Raw genomic sequence first — 18820 nt, 5'->3', positions numbered from 1 at the left:
AGACAAGGCCGGGCGAAAGTCATTCCCATCCGTGGCACCCGGATTTGCTGATAGACTGCTCTTGCACCTTCCGGTCTCCGGATTGGCTTGCCTCAAGGCCTTACCGGGCGGTTAGCTCAGTTGGTTAGAGCGCCTGCCTTACAAGCAGGATGTCGGGGGTTCGAGTCCCTCACTGCCCACCAAATTCCTACCTATGCTGCCTCTGATGGTCTGATTTGCGCATTTCCAGCGTGCTTGAGAGGGGTACATTCTTGCCGGGCGCGAGCTGGCGAAAATCCGTGGGTATTTCTTCTGAGGCTGACAGATTTTCAATCAAAAGCGCATCATAATGACTGCTAACACTTTTGTTTCATTGCTGTTAGTAACGGATGGGACTACTCTTCGGTAACTTGGACTGGAGGCGGGTCATTCCATCCTGGAACGATAGCGGGTCAGAAACTTGATGCAGGAATCGCTGCTGGACATTCTTATTGTTGGCCTGCTGGTGCTCGTTTTTGCGGTCATTCAGCGCCGCCGTTCCATGCCTCGCATTCGCTACTGGACCCTCGGCTGGATATTTGTTCTGCTGCATTTCACCGCGCAAATCGCGGTTCAGGATGTGGCGTGGCAGAGTGTGCTGGGCGTTTCCGCGCTTCTGCTGGCCGGCTGCAGCTTTCTGATTGCCTCCTCGGATGCGATTCATGACCCCGGCGAGGCGATGATTGCGGCCTCGTTGCTGGGCGTTCCTCCGATCGCTTATCTTTGCCTGACGGTCTACGGAGTCTCGACGGTTCCCGTGCTGGTGGCCGTGGCGCTGGTGGGACAGTTGTGCATGATTTATGTCTCGCTGCGCTATTGGGGCGCGGATCGGGGCATCGTGCGCGGCAATATGGTGATTGCCCTCCTGATCATGCTCTGGATCGTGTACGAGATCCGCGCGGGGCAGGCGATTCTGGGCGTTTATGGCACGCTGACCGAAATTTTCGCGATCAACGCTTGGTTTTATTGGCGGGATTTCCGCCGTGCCTCTGCCGGTGTGCTGACCGCGGTGCTGGGGCTGCTTGCCTGGGCGCTGGTTTTTCCGGCAGCACTGGTGGTGGCCGCATGGTGGCCGCATCTTCACGTTTCAAGCGAGCTTTGGAATATTCCCAAATATTTCGTTGAGTTTGGCATGATTCTGACGCTGCTTGAGGAGGAGATCCAGGCCGCGAACCGCACGAGCGAAGATTATCGCGTGCTATTTGAGAACAATCCTTCGCCGATGTGGATTTACGATCTTGAGACGCTGCGGTTTCTACGGGTCAATGATGCGGCTCAGCATGTTTACGGGTACAGCGAAGAAGAGTTCCGGCAGATGACGCTGATGGATATTCGCCCGCAGGAAGAAGTGCCTCGCATGCTCGAAGACGTGGGGCTGGAACGGGAAGAGATGGTCTTCAGCGGGCCGTGGACCCATGTGTACAAAGATGGCAGGCAGTCCAAAGTGGAGGTGGCCGCGCACACCATTCACTTTAACGGACGCATGGCGAGGTTTTGCCTGGTGGTGAATGTAACCGAGCGCGAGGAGCTGCACCAGCAACTGCTCTACCAGGCGCACCACGATCTGCTGACAGGGTTGCCCAATCGTCTGCTGCTGAAAGATCGCATGCAGCAGACGCTGACGCGTGCCTCCCGCCAGGATCGCCGTGTGGCCTTTGTCTGCATTGATCTGGATCGCTTCAAGCAGATCAATGACAACTATGGGCATCTGGTGGGCGACCAGTGCCTGAAACTGGTGGCTGAGAGGCTGCGCCGGCGGTTGCGCGGCGAGGATACGATTGCGCGCTCAGGCGGCGAGGAGTTTGTGGCCGTTTTGGGCGAGCTGAAAAGCCGGCAGGATGCCTACCGGGTGGCCGAGGATTTGTTGTATGTATTCCACGAGCCGTTTCTGGTGGAAGGTTACCGGCTTGAGCTGCCAGCCAGTATTGGGGTAGCGCTGTATCCCGATGACGGGACCGATGCCAGCGACCTGTGGCGCAACGCCGACATTGCGATGTACCGCTCCAAGAAGTCTGGCGGTAACCGCTTCACCTTTGTGAGCGATGAGATCAGCTCGGCGGCCGCCGAAGCCAATGATCTTGAGCTGATGATGCGCACGGCTCTCAAAGAGGGCGGCTTTGAGGTCTATTACCAGCCGCAATATCTCGAAGACGGTACCCTTTGCGGAATGGAGGCCCTGCTGAGGCTGCACCATCCGCGAAGCGGGATGATTCTGCCGGATCGGTTTATTCCCGTGGCCGAAGACAGCGGCCTGATCATGCCGATTGGCAACTGGGTGCTCGAAGAGGTCGCGCGACAGTTCATGGCCTGGAGCCAGGCAGGTCTGCCGCAAGTGAGAATTGCCGTCAATGTGTCACCCCTGCAGTTCATGCACTCCGATTTTCTGGGGCATGTGCAACGGGTGCTGGCGCGCTCAGGAATGCCGGCGGAGTTGCTGGAACTGGAAGTGACGGAAACGACGGTGATGCGCAACATTGAGGAAATTGCCCGGCAGATGCGTGAACTGGCGGCATTGGGCGTGCATTTTTCGGTGGATGATTTTGGAACCGGCTACTCCTCGTTGCGTCATCTTCACCAGTTGCCGATTAAGACACTCAAGGTGGACCGATCCTTTGTAGAGCGCATCACAGAGACGAACGGCACCTACTCGATCGTGCAGGCCATACTGTCGCTGGCGCACAGCCTTGGCATGCAGGTGGTGGCTGAGGGCGTCGAACGGAAGGATCAGTTTGAGGTGCTCAAGGCGCTGCAATGCGATGTGTTTCAAGGCTATCTGTTCTCCTACCCGCTGGAGGCTGGAGCGATTCCGCCGCTGCTGGAGACGCAAACAGCCGGAATACGTTGATCCGTGGGCACCGGGCGGCTGCATGGTTCGTATGAAGCCTCACTATCGGAAATATGACGATTGATCTGTATCAACTGGCGATGAATATTCCTGTAAGGTGCATTGACCCTGCAGGTTAACCCATCTACACTCGTATCAGTCCCTGGGTTTTATTCGAGGGGATGCTAAGACTGCGGTTCATGCCTTATTTCCTGCCTGAGAGTCGTGAATTTTTTTTGCAGCGCTAGCGGATGATGATTGGCTACCCAACTTTTTGCAAGCTGTGACCGCGTCCAACTCCCCGGCAGTCCTGAATCAACCTTGGCCAGAGGTACTGTGATAAAGAATATGTCCCGAATCGTCAGGAATGGCGTTAAGTCTCCCTTTCCTGCCTGCTGCGCGGTATTGCCTCAAACCTGGAATGGCCTGTGGGCTGCCGAGGAGCCAGCATAAATGGACACACTAGACCCACAAAGGCAATCTGGAAGTGCGATTGCATCTGCCGATGAAAAGACGGTCGCCCCTCAATCCACAATTAACCTGAGCGATTTGCGCAAGCTGTTTCTCAAGCGCAAGTGGATCATCCTGATTTGTGTTCTGGCAGGCATCGGTGTAGCTCTCTACCACGTCGAGACCGCCACTCCGCAGTATGAAGCCGTCTCCAGCGTGAGCATCGACATGAACAAGTCGACGGGAGTGGAGCTGACTAGTCTCGCCAGCAGCAGCGGCGGCCTGCAGAGTCAGGATCGTGTGGAGACGCAGCTGCACATCATGCAGAGCAATACGATTGCCTGGAACGTGATCAAGACTCTGAAGCTTTACAACAAGCCGCCCTACTCCGGCGTGTTCAAGAAGGCTGGCTACCACGGTACGGTTACGCCATCGCAGAAGCTGGCGCTTTTAAATACTTTCAAAGGCGCCACTCAGGTCGTGCTGGTTCCGGAGACAGACCTGGCAGAGATTCACTTTCAGAATCAGAATCCCAAGGTCGCTCAGGAAGCAGCCAATGAGATCGTAAATGCCTATCAGGACTGGACGCTGCGGGCCCATTTCGAGACAATGACGCGCATCTCCGACTGGCTCTCGCAGCAGATCATCAGTCTGCGAGAGAGCGTCAACAAGTCGCAGAACGATTTAGTGCAGTACCAGCGGGAGCACAATCTGCTGAGCGTTGGACAGCAGGGCTCCAGCCTGGTGGATGCGAATCTGGAAACGATTAATAGCCAGTTAGCGCAAGCCGAGGCGGACCGGATCGTGAAGGAAGCCCGCTACAAGATGGCGTTAACGCGGAATCCAGACCTTCTGGTTTCCGTGGCGCCCAACACGGTGCTTACATCCTTGCGTTCGCAGGAAGCGAATTTGCTCGTGCAGCAGGCTGACCTGCAGTCAAGATTCGGGCCGCGGTATCCCAAGCTGGAAGAGGTTCGGCAGCAACTCAAGCAGGTTCGCAGCGACATCAACAAAGAAATTACAAACCTGACGCAGCGATTCAAGGCTGAATACGACGCCGCGGTGCAGACGCAGAATCTGCTGGAAGCGCGCCTGGAAAACACCAAACAGCAAGCTTTCAAGCAGAATGAGTCTTCGGCTCAGTTTGAAATTCTCAAGCACAAGGCTCAAACCTCATCTGAGCTATACGATGCGCTCCAACTTCGTCTGGAAGAAGCAGGGATCACGGCCGGCCTGAATTCAAATAGCCTCGAAGTGGTTGATCATGCGAATCTTCCAGTGATTCCGGTAACGCCACAGAAGAAGCGGACAGTCGTTTTTGGATTCCTCGGCGGCTTGATTGCAGGTATCGCAATTTCACTGCTGCTTGAGTCTCTCGACGACACGCTACGTACTTCAGAGGAAGTGGAGTCTATTGGGCATCTGCCAGCTCTGGCTATTGTGCCCCGGTTTGTTTCGGGTGCGAAGCGAAAGACGGCTTATGGCAGCTACGGTGCGGAGAAGCGACCCAAAGAGCCTGTAGCGGAAAAAGAAGATCAGATATCACGCGATCTGCTGACATTGCTGGAACCGCAGTCCATCGTGGCCGAGGGCTTTCGTACTCTTCGCTCCTCGATCTTGCTGTCTTCGGTGGATCGCGAGCCCAAAGCGATTCTGCTCACCAGCGGTCTGGCTGCAGAGGGCAAAAGCACTTGCGCGGCGAACCTCGCCATTTCATTTGCGCAGCGCCCGGCACGCGTGCTGCTGGTGGATACCGATCTCAGAAAGGGAACGCAGCATCTGAAGTTTCGCGTTTCTAATCGGGTGGGACTCTCAACCTATCTGTCGCGAGAGAGTGGAGAAGAATCCATCGTCTTTCCTCTACCGGAATTGCCGAATCTTGGGGTACTGCCCCGCGGGCCGGTAGCTCCAAATCCGGGTGAAATGCTGGCTTCGCGGATGATGGCGGATACGATCCAGAAATGGCGGTCCGAGTGGGACTTCATCATATTTGACACGTCTCCTGTGCTGGCAGTTTCAGACACGCTCAATCTCGTGCGGCACATGGATGGCACGCTAGTGGTGGTCCGCTCCGGGATTACGCGTAAGAAAGCATTGCAGCGCACTCGTGAACTGTTGCGGAGAGCGAACGCACGTATTCTTGGCTCCGTTGTCAATGGAGTGGATATGCGTTTGGAGAACTACTACACCTACTCGCGCGGGTACTCTTACGGATATCGCAGCGGGTATGAGTCGGCTTATGGAGCCGGATACGGAGTCGAGGATACCGATGACAAAGGCTAGTTATCTTCTGATCCTGCTAGTATGCTTTTCATCCTGTTGCATGGCCCAGACGCAAAAGGCTTCAACGGGTACTGCTCCAGTGGCTCTTACCGTGCAAGCCCCACCGGCGATACAGATATCTCCGGGCGACCAAATCTCCGTGAATGTCTTCGATATTCCTGATCTTTCGGTCGACAATGCCCGTGTGTCTCAGGGTGGGACAGTGTCTCTCCCCGTGGCCGGTCCTATTCATGTCGCGGGTATGACGGCGGACGAAGCTGCTCACTACATTGAGCATGAACTCGTGGTGCTGGGGCTTGTACTGCATCCTACGGTGACTGTGTCTCTTGGGCAGAGTGTAGGGCAGGGTGCAACGATCATGGGGCAGGTCGCAAGCCCTGGGATTTATCCCACATTTGGCAGCCGCCGATTGCTCGACATGCTGACGTTGGCGGGGGGAGTTACCCCTTCGGCAGGCAAGCTGGTGACAATTATTCACCGGGGAGATCCTCAGCATCCCGTGCACGTTGGGCTCGCCGAGAGCTCAGCAGGACTGAGGTCTCAGGCCAATCCGATCATCCTTCCCGGCGACACGGTGGTGGTAGCCAAGGCCGGCATTATTTATATGGTCGGTGCTGTCGGACACCCAGGCGGGTATCTGATCAACAATAACGAGCATCTTACACTGCTGCAGGCACTTGCTTTGGCTGGCGGGAATGCCCCGGCTGCAAAGCTCAATTCTGCCATTCTGATTAGAAAGCTGCCTACCGGAACAGAGGCCATTCATCTGAACCTCAAGAAGCTTTATGAGGATAAGCAGGCTGACTTTCTTGTTGCGGATGGAGATATTTTGTATATGCCATCAAGCTTTGTGAAATCAGCGCTCTTCTTCCAGGCTGCGGAAGTGGGAGCTCAACTGGCCAATACCGCTGTGATTACTTCAACGGTATTTTAATAAGAGATTGTTGTGCGGCTGTCTAAAGCAATGAGTTATTACTCCATTGATGCGAGCTAAGAATACGAAGCTTTCCAGGGGGATCGGTAGACCGATGCTATGGTGCCCCATCCCGAAACTGGTCAGGCGGCCGGCATGAGCGCGTGGCGGCCTGAGCATTCGTACGTGCGTGCGGCTCCAAAACCGCGTTATGTGCTTTACTTCCCACTGATCCTCTCAGCTGCAGCCGTTCTGATGTGGCTTCTGCCGTCGGATGGGATGCTTGGATTTGGTAGTTTTGTTGGAGCCGGCATCGGCTTTATCATACTGTGGGATTTCCTGTTCCGAGATAACTTGATGCGTTTGACACGCATTTCGGCTATGGGATTTCTGCTGGGATATAGCGGCGGAACCCTGAACACATGGCTCACACTTCCGCGAGCTGGTTACTCGCTGGCGTCCCGCGCCGGTCTGTTGCGAGGAGAGTTGTGTCGCGGGGTAGCAGCGACCATATTGGCATCCGCATGCCTTCTGATTGTCGGAGAGCTTTTTGAGTCCCCTATCCTGGATGTCGCGGATAGGCTTGTCGTCACCCCGGGCTTAAGGCGCGTCGCGTTGTTTGGATTGCTCGTGATCCTACCTGTCTTGGCCACAGGGAAACTACAACAGGGCGGCATAGAGACAAGTAGCAGTGGAGCCGGGGGCGGCGTAGTCGTGGTGCTATTTGGATTTCTGGTGACTCCTACGGTGATCCTTTCGACTATCGTTTTTCTGACGAAAGATAAGGGTAAAGCACGGCTTTTCTGGGGAGCGGTTACCGTTATTTTGTGGTTGCTACAACTGGATCTTGGCCGGAGAGATCTTGTTTATTCGGCGCTGATCACAGTTGCGCTGGCCCGGCATGCTGGTTATCAGTGGAGCAAGCTGAGTTTCCGTCAGATTCTCGTGATTGGCCTGGGAATGTCCTTTTTATTTCTCGGATTTCTCACCTATCAGTTGGTGCGAGTAGCGAGCTATGGGCACAAAAACTCCAACCTGGTGCAGCAGCTTTCGACAGTCGGGACCTGGGTTGAAGAGGGCCGAGCATGGAAAATTGCCACTACTTCCACGCAAAAGAACCTACAGGGCCGGACCTTTGTCGTAGCATGGTTCAGTGATTTGCTTGAATTAAGTTCAACGATGCCTACAGCGCATGGGCGTGACTTTCTGATCCAAACAGAAGAGGCAATTCCATCAGCGTTTATACCGAATAAGCCAAAAATCCAGGAGGAAGGTATTGCCAGTGAGCAATTTGATCGGAATTATAGCGATCAAGCTAACTCACTGCTGACTGCTGGGGTGATTGACTTTGGCTTGGCAGGCGTAGTTGTTTACCCTTTAGTGTTGGTTTTTTGCATGTCCGTCTTGGTTCGATGGTTAAGAAACTTTATGGATCGTGAGATGTATATCTACGGCTTAATCATTGCCCTCATGTTTACCATTGCGACAGAGATCGATCTGGGCGGGTTTGAGGTCGGAATGCGAAATGTGATCATTATTTCGATAGGCATATATTTGCTTTTAAGGCTGCCTTCGGTTCGGCTAAGAGCGGAAGCAAGACAAGGTGAGCTGTCATGAAGAGGCATTTGACATTTGTGATTCTGCTTTATGCCTGGCTCATGGGGGGGGCTGATTGCACTCTGATGGCACAAGACTCGAGCGGCCAGATAGACAGCGGTGTAAGCGCAGGCGTCTCGAGCATCGTGAGCAGTCATGTAAGTGCAGCCGTAATTCAGGGCACTTCCGCCGCGTCTGGAAACTCGAAGCTACGCTTAGGGGCGAAGATTGCATCGGCCGCTTTAGGACGATCCCTTGGATCCGTGAGCCTTGAAGGTGAACGGATTGCAGCGGAGAAGCTAACCGGAAGCTCCATGATGCTACGGGGAATGATAAGGGGGCGAAATAAAGCACTCAGCTCGTTGGCATTTTCGATGTCAGCTTCAGGAAAATTAAATTCAGATGGATCTGCTTCGCAACCAGTCGGCGCGTTCTCTCAAACTTCAGCTACTTTCAATAGCTTATCGAGTGCCGTGACAACCGGGCAAAGTGGTGCTGGAGGGTCTTCGTCAGGAGCCTCGGGATCTTCAGTGTCTGCTGGAGGACAGTTTCCGGATTCTACGCGAAGCGCCGTCAGTATCTCTCCACCATTTAGCGGTGAAAACCTATTTCCGTTTTCTCCTTTGCCACCTGTTTTTCATCCTGATTTTGACGGTCAGCATCTGAATCCGAACTACGCATCAGTTGCTGTGCCAAGTGTGCGAAACACTGAAAGTGGAGGGGTTGGCCGACTTTCGGCTTTTGATCCGAACAATATTCAACAGAGTGCTCCCACGGCAGGGCCAAGCGTTTCGCCATCTGACCCGATCGCCGCAGCGTTGCAGGCGATTTTGCATCCCGATCAATAAGGGCAGAACCAGCAGCGGGAAGTCAGGCGAAGTACTTCATAATCCTAGTCAATTGCGCGTCATTGCTGTATTGATTTTGAATTGCACGTGCATGTCCGCGGCGCGCAATTTCTTCCCGCTCGATAGGATGCTCCAGGTAGTATCTGGCCTTCTCGGCACACTCATCTATTGTTGAGAAAAAAGCTGCCTCTTTATCCTCTTCAAAGCATGCCTGATGACCTGGGGTACGTAGCGCCAGCAGGAATCCGCCGCTGGCCGCAATTTCAATAGACTTGTGCGCGATGTCATCTTCGTTGAGCTGCGTGACGAAGCTTAAATTGACTTTTGAACGCCAGATAGTCTGACGGTAGGCTGCACCTTTTAGAAACCCGTTCCGCAAGTATTTCTTCTTTTGCGAATCGTTGAGTACGTTGTCCCATCCGTTACCCGAGATAGATATGGGAAGGCCATATTGTTCTGCGAGCTGGAGCAGGAATGCAGGTCTCTGTTCGTGTGGATGACCGATATAGGAAATGTCGTATTCCCGGTCCTTATCACCCCAGGCAGGCTCCGGCGGGAAATGCACCGATGGCTCGTAGCTAAACATGGTTTGGATGTATGGCAGAGACTGTGCCCTGTAGCGTTTCACATCGGCCTCGCGGATAGCGCAGAGCAGATCGGCCATGGGGTAAATGCGGTAAAACTGTTGCCAACCCCCGTCGTTTCGCGGTCCAAACGGATTGTCCTGCATGTAGATGACGACTTTTGCCCCTTGATCTTTAATGCGCTGGATCGTCTGGGGTGTAAAGAACATCGGTTTATCAAGGATGACGATTTCAGGACGAACTTTGTCAACATGCTCAATAAGAGCCCGATTTATAGAAGAGATGAATGGGCCCAGAGGGTAGCGTAGCCGCAAGTTATTCATGATGCGGCTTCCGCGCAGGAAGCTTTCAACGTGAAAGGTGTGCACCTCCTGGCCGATCCTTTGAAGCGCCCGGACCCGATACTCGGCCGTACTCTCTTTGGGAAGCATCCCAACATAACTCAGGCGGAAAGCGGACAGCTGCTTTTCTTGATAGAGGTTGCTCGGCTCAATCATGCAGATTTTCTTGTCTGTTGGATATAGGCGATAGCAGCCAACAAGCCTTGAATGTCCTGATCGAAGCTAAATTCACGAATACGCTCGAGGCCTTTTTCCCCCATTCTTTTGGCTCGTCCCGGCTCTTCCAGTACATACTGCAATGCATTTGCCAGCGCGGGAATATTTTGCGGAGGAACTACCATGCCATTCATCCGGTCCTGAACCAGATCTCTCTGGCAGCCAACCTCGGTAGTTACGATCACCGCCCGGGCGGCATTCATCACTTCATTCACAATGAGTCCAAAGGGCTCATGGATCGATGGCAGGACGAAGACATCACTGAGGCTGAAGTAGCGCGGCAGTTCTGATTGATTTCGAAAGCCCAGCATCTTTATGTCTGGATCATTCGATTCTCGAATACGCGCCTCAATCTGCCCACGTTCTTCTCCATCTCCGACGATGAGTAAATATGGCTTTGCCGACAATTTCAAATCGGAGCATAGCAAAAGGTACGCATTGACCAGATCGATGCATCGTTTTCTTGTCTGAAGCTTGGAGCAATACAAAATGACAGGTCTGCCGGGGGTGAGGCCGAGTTCCTCACGAAGCGCGTCAATAGTTGTTTCCGCTTGAACGCTTCTCTCTCGAAAGAATTGATTATCGACGGCATAAGGCATGGGAAATTGAGGAATACCGGTGCCGAGGTAGGTGTTCCAGTACTCCTTGTTCAGCTCACTGATAGGGAGTACCGCAGTGATGGCGCGCCGCAGCAGCTTGAAAGAGAATGATTTCGCGACTTTTCTGCTCCACGTGCGTGACCGATCAATCAGTGTGGGCTCAGCGCGCATCAAAAGGGGCAGCTTCAGTCTTTTTGCGGCCCAAAGAACATGGAGGTGGTTCAGGGTGTGGTAGCCATGCAGCCAAACCGCATCAAAGTTGCCGTCTTTGAGCTTTTCATGGATTCCGGTGCAGATGGGGTCGGAAAATGAGAGCCCGCCACGATTGCGAATAGTAGGTAAAAATTCAGAGTCGTAGCCGTCCAGAAGAGGAACGTCCCATTTGACGGCGACGCCAAAGCCTCGATCGACATAGGATCTGATTGAGATGTCACTAAAGAAGAAGACTTTGAGCGAAATGCCAGAGAGCGCAGCAATTTGGCGTAGAAGCGGGGCCTGATATTGGATCGGATGTGACACGAAGTAGGCAATGCGGAATGGCCTGTCTTCCGAAGAAGTTTGTTGCCGAAGCGCTGTGGTCGGATGACGGGATGGCACTTGCAAAGCTCCTTAAGGAAGGTATTCTTGATACATCGTGTCAGACGATTCTACCTCAGGCATACTAAAAGAAATGCTCGCGGAAGCCACGTCGAGGAAGATTCCGTAGAGCATTCAATTGGCGCTGTCCGGTGTTTTCAACATATCCAGTGGCCGCCGTCGTCCACCTTCACTTGTCCAGATGAAAATTTCAGATTAGGAACCTATTTATGAGTTCGCAAATTTCCATCGCTGTCGTTGGGTCAGGTTACGTTGGCCTGGTCGCTGCTGCATGCTTCGCCGAAATTGGGCACAAAGTCACCTGCGTCGACAACGACGAAAGCAAAGTTGCCATGCTGCAGGCTGGCGGAGTTCCAATTCACGAAGACTACCTTCCAGAGCTGCTGGAGCGCCATCGCGGAAAGAACATTTTGTTCACGAGCGATCTGGGCCGAGCGACTCGCGAAGCCCAACTGGTGTTCATTGCTGTCGGTACGCCTCAGAGCCGCACAGGAAGTGCTGATCTCTCTTACGTGGATGCGGTGGCGAGTGAAATTGCACGCTCCATTGATACCTATACGGTGATTGTGGAGAAGAGCACCGTGCCGGTGTACACCAATGAATGGATTCGCCGTGTGGTGGAGCGGAACGGTGTTGCCAAGGATATGTTCGACGTCGCATCGAATCCTGAATTTTTGCGCGAAGGCACCGCAGTGGTTGATTTTCTGCATGCGGATCGCGTTGTGATCGGGGCCGATAGCGAACGCGCAGCAGCCTTGCTGCAAAAGGTGTACGAGCCGCTGACCTCCGGAGAGTATTTCCGCAGTGCCAGCGCGATTCCAGGGACTCGCACTCCTGAAGCCGCAGTTCCTATTCTTCAAACGTCCACCAAGGCCGCGGAACTGATCAAGCATGCTTCCAACGCTTTTCTGGCGATGAAGATTTCATTCATTAATGTAGTAGCCAACATCTGCGAGGCAGTAGGTGCAGATGTGCAACAGGTTGCCCAGGGCATGGGAACGGACACTCGCATTGGGCCGCGCTTTTTGAGTGCGGGCATCGGTTACGGTGGTTCCTGCTTCCCGAAGGATGTGGCGGCGTTCCGCTATGTCGCAGAGCAACTGGGCCTGGATTTTGACCTGCTCGCAGAAGTCGAAAAGATCAATGCGGAGCAAAAGAAGCGCTTCTTTCAGAAGATCCGATCGGCGCTCTGGACTTTCCGCGGGAAGCGGATTGGTGTGCTCGGGCTGGCATTCAAGGGCGGTACCGATGATATTCGCGATTCACCGGCTCTGGATATTGTTCGGCAATTGCTGCATGAAGGATGCACGGTTGCAGCTTACGATCCGGCAGCAATGGAGCGCACGGCGGAACTGCTTCCAGCTTCAGGCCAAATGAGCTACGTCGACGACGCGTATGCGGCAGCGCAGGATGCGGATGCATTGCTGATTCTGACCGATTGGCAGGAGTTCGCCGAACTGGATCTGGCGCGGCTGCATTACACCTTGCGCTATCCCATTGTGATTGATGGGCGCAACCTTTACTCGCCGGCTCAAATGCGCCAGAGCGGATTCACCTACTTGAGTGTTGGCCGTCCTGATGCCTACCAGATGCGCGACGTGCGCGATACCACTGCCAACTATCCACTGCCGTAATTTCAGCAAGAGATGTCCCTTGGTTTAAATCTCTTCTACTGCGAAGCCGCCGGATGCTCTTTGCACCGGCGGTTGTATTACAACTATCTTTAGGCGGAGGCTGAATCAACTGCATGAAGTTGACCAATGAAAAAGTTCTTATTTGTGGTGGCGGCGGTTTTATTGGCGGCCACCTGGTGCGCACGCTCAAGGAAAAGGGCATTAACGTTGTGCGCTCGGTGGATGTGAAGCCGCTGGACGAGTGGTACCAGAAGCAGGCAGATGTTGAGAACCTGGTGCTCGATCTGCGCGACAAAGAGAGCTGCGTCAAGGCTGCCGAAGGCATCGACGTGGTCTTTCAGCTCGCGGCTGACATGGGCGGCATGGGATTTATTGAGAACAACAAGGCGCTGTGCATGCTGAGCGTGCTGACCAACACGCACATGCTGATGGCTGCGCGCGATGCGGGTGTGCAGCGCTTCTTTTACTCCTCGTCGGCGTGCGTCTACAACGGGGACAAGCAGAAGAGCGCCAACGTGGTTCCGCTGAAGGAAGAGGATGCTTACCCCGCCCTGCCGGAAGATGGTTATGGCTGGGAGAAGCTCTTCAGCGAGCGCATGTGCCGCCACTTTGAAGAGGACTTTGGCCTGGTCACCCGCGTGGCGCGCTATCACAACGTGTATGGGCCTTTTGGCACGTATGACGGTGGACGAGAGAAGGCTCCGGCCGCGATTTGCCGCAAGGTGATCGAGGCGAAGCTGACGGGCAAGCATGAGATTGAAATCTGGGGCGACGGCCATCAGACGCGCAGTTTCATGTACATCGATGACTGCACCTATGGCACGCAGGCTATTTTGGAGAGCGAGATTCACGAACCCATCAATCTCGGTTCGAGCGAAATTGTGACGATCAATCAGCTCGTCGATATCGCAGAAGAAATCGGCGGCGTAAAGCTTGAGCGCCGTTATAAGCTCGATGCTCCCAAGGGGGTCAATGGCCGCAACAGCGACAACACCCTCATCCAGAAGTACCTGGGCTGGGAGCCGTCCATCAAGCTGCGCGATGGCCTGGCCAAGACTTATGCCTGGATTGAAAACGAGATCAAGGCAAAGAAGTAGCTGACGGTCTGAGCGCGCTCTGAAATGGATCCAAAAGCTATCAATCACTTTCCTGATGTGCGGCGGGTCTTGATCTACCGGCTAGGCAGCCTCGGTGACACTGCGGTTGCCCTGCCCGCTCTTCATCAAGTGGCAAAGGCGTTTCCTAATGCGAAGCGAATGATGCTCACGAATAAGCCGGTGCATGCAAAAGCGCCGGCGGCCTCGGCTGTGCTGGGCGATAGCGGACTGGTTCACGGCTATCTGAGCTACCCGGTGGGTACCAGAAATGTGCGGGAACTGCTTGGACTCTGGTGGCGGATCCGCCGCTTCCGTCCAGAGTGGGTCATATACCTGACGAAATATCGCGGCGACAGGGAACTGCGCCGGGACGAAACCTTTTTTCGCTTGTGCGGAGTAAGCAATATTGCCGGTGTGCCGCGCGGCGAGCTTTCAACGCCGCAGTATCTTCCGCAAACTGGTCTGTGGGAGCGAGAGGGAGCCCGGTTGCTGCGCTGCATATCCCATTTGGGAGAGGCAGCCATTGATGACCTGAGTCTCTGGGATATGCGTCTGACTCCGGCGGAAACGGCAAAGGCGTCCGACGTTCTGGCTCTTTTGCAGGGGGCTCCATTTCTGGCTTGCGGCCCTGGCACCAAGGCTCAGGCAAAGGACTGGGGTGAAGAGAACTGGCGTGCTCTCCTGGAATCACTCAGCTCGCGACTGCCGGGCGCAGGGTTGGTCATGATTGGCGCCAAGGAGGACGGCCCGGTCAGCGACATAGCCAGTGCGGGATGGAACGGGCCGGTATTGAATTTGTGCGGAGCCTTGAGTCCTCGCGAAACCGCGGCGGTGCTGCAGCATGCGAAGTGCTTTATAGGACCAGACAGCGGGCCAATGCATCTGGCTGCTGCTTATGGTGTGCCGTGCGTGATTGCCTTTGCCTCTCGAACGCGTCCCGGCATCTGGTTTCCAATCGGGGAGGGACATCGCATACTCTACAAGGAGCTGGAATGTTCCAACTGCGACCTCGAGGTATGCGTCGAAAGGCAGAGAAAGTGCCTGACCTCGATCAGCGTGGAGGAAATGCTTCAAGCCATTCTTGCGGTGTGGCCAACCAGGAATTGAGAGTGCTTCGCACCTGATTTTGAGGAGGAAAGTGTGAGTTATATTGTGACCGGCGGCGCCGGGTTTATCGGCAGCAATCTCGTGCATGGCCTGAATCGCGCGGGAATTACGGACATTCTTGTTGTAGATAATCTCGCTGATCCTCGAAAGCTGGTGAATCTGCACGGGGCGCGTTTCATCGACTACATGGACAAACGGGAGTTTCGCCGTGCCATGCAGCAGCGCGCCGTTGGTTTGTCAAAGGTCGAGGCCGTATTTCACCAGGGTGCTTGCTCCAATACGCTGGTCGATGATGGCGTGTATATGATGGACAACAACTTCACCTACTCCAAGGAAGTATTGGACTACGCCATGGAGAAAGGTGCTTCGCTGGTTTATGCATCGACCGCTGCCGTTTATGGATTGAGCGGTCCGGGACACTTCACTCCGACGCTGGAAAATGAGATTCCGTTGAATGTGTACGGTTTCTCAAAGCTAGTTTTTGATCACTACGTGCGCCACCTGTTTGCTACTCGAACCATTGACACCACAGTAGTGGGGCTGCGCTACTTCAATGTGTACGGGCCGCGTGAGCAGCACAAGGATCGCATGGCTTCCGTGATCCACCACTTCACCAAGCAAATCAAAGAGTCGGGTAAAGTGCGCCTGTTTGAAGGTTCTGGCGGATATGGAAATGGGGAGCAGCGCAGAGACTTCGTTTTTGTGCAGGATCTGGTGAGATTGAATCTGTTCTTTGCCAAGGCCGGCCCCTTTCGGAACGAAGCGCCAAAGACCTATCACGCCATTGCCAACGCTGGGTCAGGGCAAAGCCGTAGTTTCAATGAAGTCGTGGCTGCCCTGATGAAGATTCATGGAGAGGTCCCGGTGGAATTCATTCCATTCCCGCAGGATTTGAATAACCGCTATCAGCATTTCACCGAGGCCGATTTGTCCGGGTTGCGGGCTGCCGGCTGCGATCTGCCGATGACGGTACTCGAAGAAGGCGTGAGGCAGACATTCATTCCGGCTTGATCCTCTGTGGTCTCAGGATTGCATCGACGGCCTCAGCGAGCGAGTGGCAGGTTTTTCCTGCGACAGACCTGGCTTGCTCAGCGCCGGGTTTTTGCCGCTCCCTGGGGCCATCAATGAAAATAGATGGCATCCCAAGACTGTGGCCGGCTTCGAGATCAGAGAGTGAATCTCCGATGATCACACTGTTGGCGGCATTCGCCTCGGGAAAATCATGGAAGGCTTGCAGGATAAGTCCGGGTTTTGGTTTGCGGCAATCGCATTCTTCACGATCATGGGGACAGTAATAGAACGCATCGATATGCCCTCCCGCATTCGCAAGTTGTTCCTGCAGCTTTTGGTGGATGAACTCCACGTCCGCGGCCCGGTACTTGCCGAGTGCGACGCCGCGCTGGTTGGTAACCACGATGACTTTTTTCCCATGGGTGTTGAGAACTGCGACGGCCTGTTCTACCCCGGGCAGGATGTGAAAGTCTTCCCAGCGCTCGACATACTCTCCTTCAGGCGGTTTTCGATTGATGACGCCATCTCTGTCGAGGAAGATAAACATCTTATTTTGCAAATTCTGCATAAAGTTTCGAGCTTTCAACACGTATTCTAGCTTCGATAAAGGAAAAGTCTGCAGATGAATGACAACTTGCTCACCCATGAATCATTTGAGGATGCGATTGCTTCTCACCTGAGAACAGTAGAGCTGTTTCGTGATCAGCGTGAAGTGGTGGAGCAGATCGGTACGATCATGCTGCATTCTTTGCGGCAAGGCGGAAAAATTCTCTGGTGCGGCAATGGAGGCAGCGCGGCCGATGCGCAGCATCTGGCCGCGGAGATCGTGGGGCGCTTCAAACGCAATCGCAAAGGGATGCCTTCGATCGCTCTGACAACGGATACTTCGATTTTGACGGCGGTAGCCAATGATTTTGGCTACGATTGCGTCTTTCAACGTCAGGTAGAAGCGCTCTGCGCTCCTGAGGATGTGCTGGTGGCCATTTCAACCTCGGGCAATAGCCGCAGCGTGTGCGCTGCAGTGGAGGCCGCCAAAGCTGTCGGAGCTGCAACCATCGGCTTCACGGGAGCAAAAGGCGGAACGCTGGCCTCTTTGGCGGACGTTGCGCTGTGCGTGCAGTCAGAGGAGACGGCGCGCATTCAGGAGGTCCATATCCTCTGTGGTCACATTCTTTGCGACTGGATAGAAACCGCAGCAATGGATCAGTTGGCCAGGGAAATTAGAGAAGCATGATGATTCAGAATTTGCACAAAGTCATTCGCCTGATGGAAGACCAATGGGCGGGTAAGCGGGCGCTCGTGATAGGCGATGTCATGCTTGATCGTTACGTGTGGGGAGAAGTGGAGCGCATTTCTCCGGAAGCTCCGGTACCGGTGGTCTTTGCACAGCGCCGCGATGACCGGCCCGGCGGTGCGGCTAATGTTGCCATGAACCTCGCGGGATTAGGGGTTCCGGTGAGCTTGCTTGGCTTTTGCGGCAAGGATGCTGAAGCTGCCCTGCTGAGTGATGGACTGCGCGTCCAGAATATCCATTCCTGTCTTGTTCCCGTGCAGAGCCACCCGACGACTTCCAAGCTGCGTATCCTCGGGGGGCAGCAGCAGATGCTGCGACTTGACGTGGAGACGCCAGGCGGTTATCCGTCTGAGGCGTTTGAGCAACTGCTGCGGCAAGTTGATCAGGAGATAGAGCAGGCCGATGTGCTGGTGCTCTCAGACTATGCGAAGGGCGTGTTGACTGAGGAAGTTTGCCAGCATGCGATCCAGACGGCACGCCGCCGTGGCATTCCTGTCCTGGTGGATCCTAAGCACCGCAGCTTTGCGCGCTACCGTGGAGCGACCACCATCTGCCCAAATTTGCAGGAGCTTTCTGTTGCTACCGGATTGCCCAAGGTGCAACTGGCCGCCAACCTTGATCTTGCCCGCGACATGGTGCGCGAGTTCGAACTGGAGTCGTTAACGGTCACGCTGAGCGAGAAGGGCATTGCAGTATTGACCGCGGATGAGCAGATGATGGCTCCGGCGGTCGCCCGGCAGGTATTTGACGTCTCGGGTGCGGGGGACACCGTGCTCGCAACGCTGGCAGTGGCCTATGCCTGCGGGCTCGATGCCAGAACCGCCATTGAGCTGGCGAATGTCGCAGCCAGTATTGTGGTTGGCAAGGTGGGCACGGTTCCTGTGACGATGACAGAACTCATGCATAGCCTCATGCCGGAGATTGACCGCAAGGCCGAAGAAAAAGTTCTCCCGCTAGAGCGCATGCAGACTCGCGTGGCAAGCTGGCGTGCGGCCGGCGAAAAAGTTGTCTTTACTAATGGGTGTTTTGACCTTTTGCATATTGGTCATATCACCTTGCTGGAAGATGCGCGCCAGCAGGGTGACCGGCTCGTAGTTGCCATCAACTCCGATGCCTCGGTGCAGCGCCTCAAGGGGCCTTTGCGGCCTATCGTCGGAGAGGCGCAGCGAGCTCGCGTGCTCGCTGCGCTGGCTGCCGTGGATGCCGTTGTGGTTTTTGACGAGCCAACACCGCTTGAAGCCATTGTTGCTCTGAAGCCCGACGTCATCGTGAAGGGCGGCGACTACACTGAGGCGACTGTCGTGGGGGCCGAGGAGGTCCGGTCCTGGGGCGGTCAGGTGGTCATTGTTCCCACGGTGGAAGGATTCAGTACCACGCGACTGATTGCCAGGGCGAGCGAAGGCTAGCT

The 18820-nt window shown here is 54.7% G+C and carries 14 protein-coding genes and 1 tRNA gene; 12 read left to right on the top strand and 3 right to left on the bottom strand.

Translation table 11 applies throughout. The features are described from left to right. Positions 1-105 precede the first annotated feature (105 nt). The 6 genes from ACP_RS03635 to ACP_RS17995 all read left to right on the top strand — a co-directional run bounded on the left by ACP_RS03635 (position 106) and on the right by ACP_RS17995 (position 8932). Positions 106-182: transfer RNA gene (locus ACP_RS03635), tRNA-Val, on the top strand. A 260-nt stretch (positions 183-442) separates the two neighbouring features. Further along, positions 443-2863: a putative bifunctional diguanylate cyclase/phosphodiesterase gene (locus tag ACP_RS03630; RefSeq protein WP_015895928.1), complete on the top strand. Its 2421-nt coding sequence runs from the start codon at positions 443-445 to the stop codon at positions 2861-2863. A 432-nt stretch (positions 2864-3295) separates the two neighbouring features. Beyond that, positions 3296-5575 (top strand): GumC family protein, encoded by a 2280-nt coding sequence (locus ACP_RS03625; RefSeq protein WP_015895927.1) that lies wholly within the window; start codon positions 3296-3298, stop codon positions 5573-5575. Further along, the gene (locus ACP_RS03620) at positions 5520-6509 is read left to right on the top strand and encodes a polysaccharide biosynthesis/export family protein (RefSeq protein WP_337998455.1); all 990 of its coding nucleotides are present in this window, start codon (positions 5520-5522) and stop codon (positions 6507-6509) included. Before ACP_RS03625 ends, ACP_RS03620 begins: the two co-directional genes overlap by 56 nt. A gap of 99 nt (positions 6510-6608) precedes the next feature. Then, positions 6609-8105, top strand: coding sequence for a hypothetical protein (locus ACP_RS03615; protein WP_148215010.1), 1497 nt, complete (start codon positions 6609-6611; stop codon positions 8103-8105). After that, a complete protein-coding gene (locus ACP_RS17995) occupies positions 8102-8932 on the top strand; it encodes a hypothetical protein (protein WP_148215009.1) in 831 nt (276 codons plus the stop codon). Before ACP_RS03615 ends, ACP_RS17995 begins: the two co-directional genes overlap by 4 nt. A gap of 22 nt (positions 8933-8954) precedes the next feature. Here the strand turns inward: ACP_RS17995 and ACP_RS03605 are convergent, their stop codons facing one another. After that, the gene (locus ACP_RS03605) at positions 8955-10013 is read right to left on the bottom strand and encodes a CgeB family protein (protein ID WP_041839243.1); all 1059 of its coding nucleotides are present in this window, start codon (positions 10011-10013) and stop codon (positions 8955-8957) included. Then, entirely contained in the window at positions 10010-11269 is a 1260-nt protein-coding gene (locus tag ACP_RS03600; RefSeq protein ID WP_015895923.1) for a glycosyltransferase family 4 protein, read from the bottom strand. The genes ACP_RS03605 and ACP_RS03600 overlap by 4 nt, the downstream gene beginning before the upstream one ends. A gap of 209 nt (positions 11270-11478) precedes the next feature. On the opposite strand from ACP_RS03600, the gene ACP_RS03595 reads away from it, so the two are divergent. The 4 genes from ACP_RS03595 (at position 11479) to rfaD (ending at position 16118) form a co-directional block, all read left to right on the top strand. After that, complete coding sequence (locus ACP_RS03595) at positions 11479-12903, top strand: UDP-glucose dehydrogenase family protein (RefSeq protein WP_015895922.1); 1425 nt, start codon at positions 11479-11481, stop codon at positions 12901-12903. Between the two features lie 113 nt (positions 12904-13016). Continuing rightward, positions 13017-14000: an NAD-dependent epimerase/dehydratase family protein gene (locus tag ACP_RS03590; RefSeq protein WP_015895921.1), complete on the top strand. Its 984-nt coding sequence runs from the start codon at positions 13017-13019 to the stop codon at positions 13998-14000. 210 nt (positions 14001-14210) lie between these two features. Then, the gene (locus ACP_RS03585; protein WP_238525635.1) at positions 14211-15107 is read left to right on the top strand and encodes a glycosyltransferase family 9 protein; all 897 of its coding nucleotides are present in this window, start codon (positions 14211-14213) and stop codon (positions 15105-15107) included. 33 nt (positions 15108-15140) lie between these two features. Continuing rightward, complete coding sequence (gene rfaD, locus ACP_RS03580; protein ID WP_015895919.1) at positions 15141-16118, top strand: ADP-glyceromanno-heptose 6-epimerase; 978 nt, start codon at positions 15141-15143, stop codon at positions 16116-16118. Here the strand turns inward: rfaD and ACP_RS03575 are convergent. Beyond that, entirely contained in the window at positions 16105-16764 is a 660-nt protein-coding gene (locus ACP_RS03575) for a D-glycero-alpha-D-manno-heptose-1,7-bisphosphate 7-phosphatase (RefSeq protein WP_148215008.1), read from the bottom strand. The genes rfaD and ACP_RS03575 overlap by 14 nt on opposite strands. Here ACP_RS03575 and ACP_RS03570 point away from each other — a divergent pair. Continuing rightward, positions 16741-17352, top strand: a complete 612-nt coding sequence (locus tag ACP_RS03570) for a D-sedoheptulose-7-phosphate isomerase (protein WP_052294666.1) — start codon at positions 16741-16743, stop codon at positions 17350-17352. The genes ACP_RS03575 and ACP_RS03570 overlap by 24 nt on opposite strands. Beyond that, on the top strand, positions 17349-18818 hold the full coding sequence (gene hldE / locus ACP_RS03565; RefSeq protein ID WP_337998454.1) for a bifunctional D-glycero-beta-D-manno-heptose-7-phosphate kinase/D-glycero-beta-D-manno-heptose 1-phosphate adenylyltransferase HldE: 1470 nt from the start codon (positions 17349-17351) through the stop codon (positions 18816-18818). Before ACP_RS03570 ends, hldE begins: the two co-directional genes overlap by 4 nt. Positions 18819-18820 lie beyond the last annotated feature (2 nt).

Origin of the sequence: Acidobacterium capsulatum ATCC 51196 (assembly GCF_000022565.1) — a bacterium.
Classification (GTDB): domain Bacteria; phylum Acidobacteriota; class Terriglobia; order Terriglobales; family Acidobacteriaceae; genus Acidobacterium; species Acidobacterium capsulatum.
The sequence above is the reverse complement of the archived record's forward strand: the minus strand, read 5'-3'. Positions and strand labels throughout refer to the sequence as shown.

Coding starts and splice junctions, on each gene's coding strand:
- ACP_RS03630 (WP_015895928.1), top strand. CDS start 443: ATGCAGGAATCGCTGCTGGACATTCTTATTGTTGGCCTGCTGGTGCTC.
- ACP_RS03625 (WP_015895927.1), top strand. CDS start 3,296: ATGGACACACTAGACCCACAAAGGCAATCTGGAAGTGCGATTGCATCT.
- ACP_RS03620 (WP_337998455.1), top strand. CDS start 5,520: ATGAGTCGGCTTATGGAGCCGGATACGGAGTCGAGGATACCGATGACA.
- ACP_RS03615 (WP_148215010.1), top strand. CDS start 6,609: ATGGTGCCCCATCCCGAAACTGGTCAGGCGGCCGGCATGAGCGCGTGG.
- ACP_RS17995 (WP_148215009.1), top strand. CDS start 8,102: ATGAAGAGGCATTTGACATTTGTGATTCTGCTTTATGCCTGGCTCATG.
- ACP_RS03605 (WP_041839243.1), bottom strand. CDS start 10,013: ATGATTGAGCCGAGCAACCTCTATCAAGAAAAGCAGCTGTCCGCTTTC.
- ACP_RS03595 (WP_015895922.1), top strand. CDS start 11,479: ATGAGTTCGCAAATTTCCATCGCTGTCGTTGGGTCAGGTTACGTTGGC.
- ACP_RS03590 (WP_015895921.1), top strand. CDS start 13,017: ATGAAGTTGACCAATGAAAAAGTTCTTATTTGTGGTGGCGGCGGTTTT.
- ACP_RS03570 (WP_052294666.1), top strand. CDS start 16,741: ATGAATGACAACTTGCTCACCCATGAATCATTTGAGGATGCGATTGCT.
- ACP_RS03575 (WP_148215008.1), bottom strand. CDS start 16,764: ATGGGTGAGCAAGTTGTCATTCATCTGCAGACTTTTCCTTTATCGAAG.
- hldE (WP_337998454.1), top strand. CDS start 17,349: ATGATGATTCAGAATTTGCACAAAGTCATTCGCCTGATGGAAGACCAA.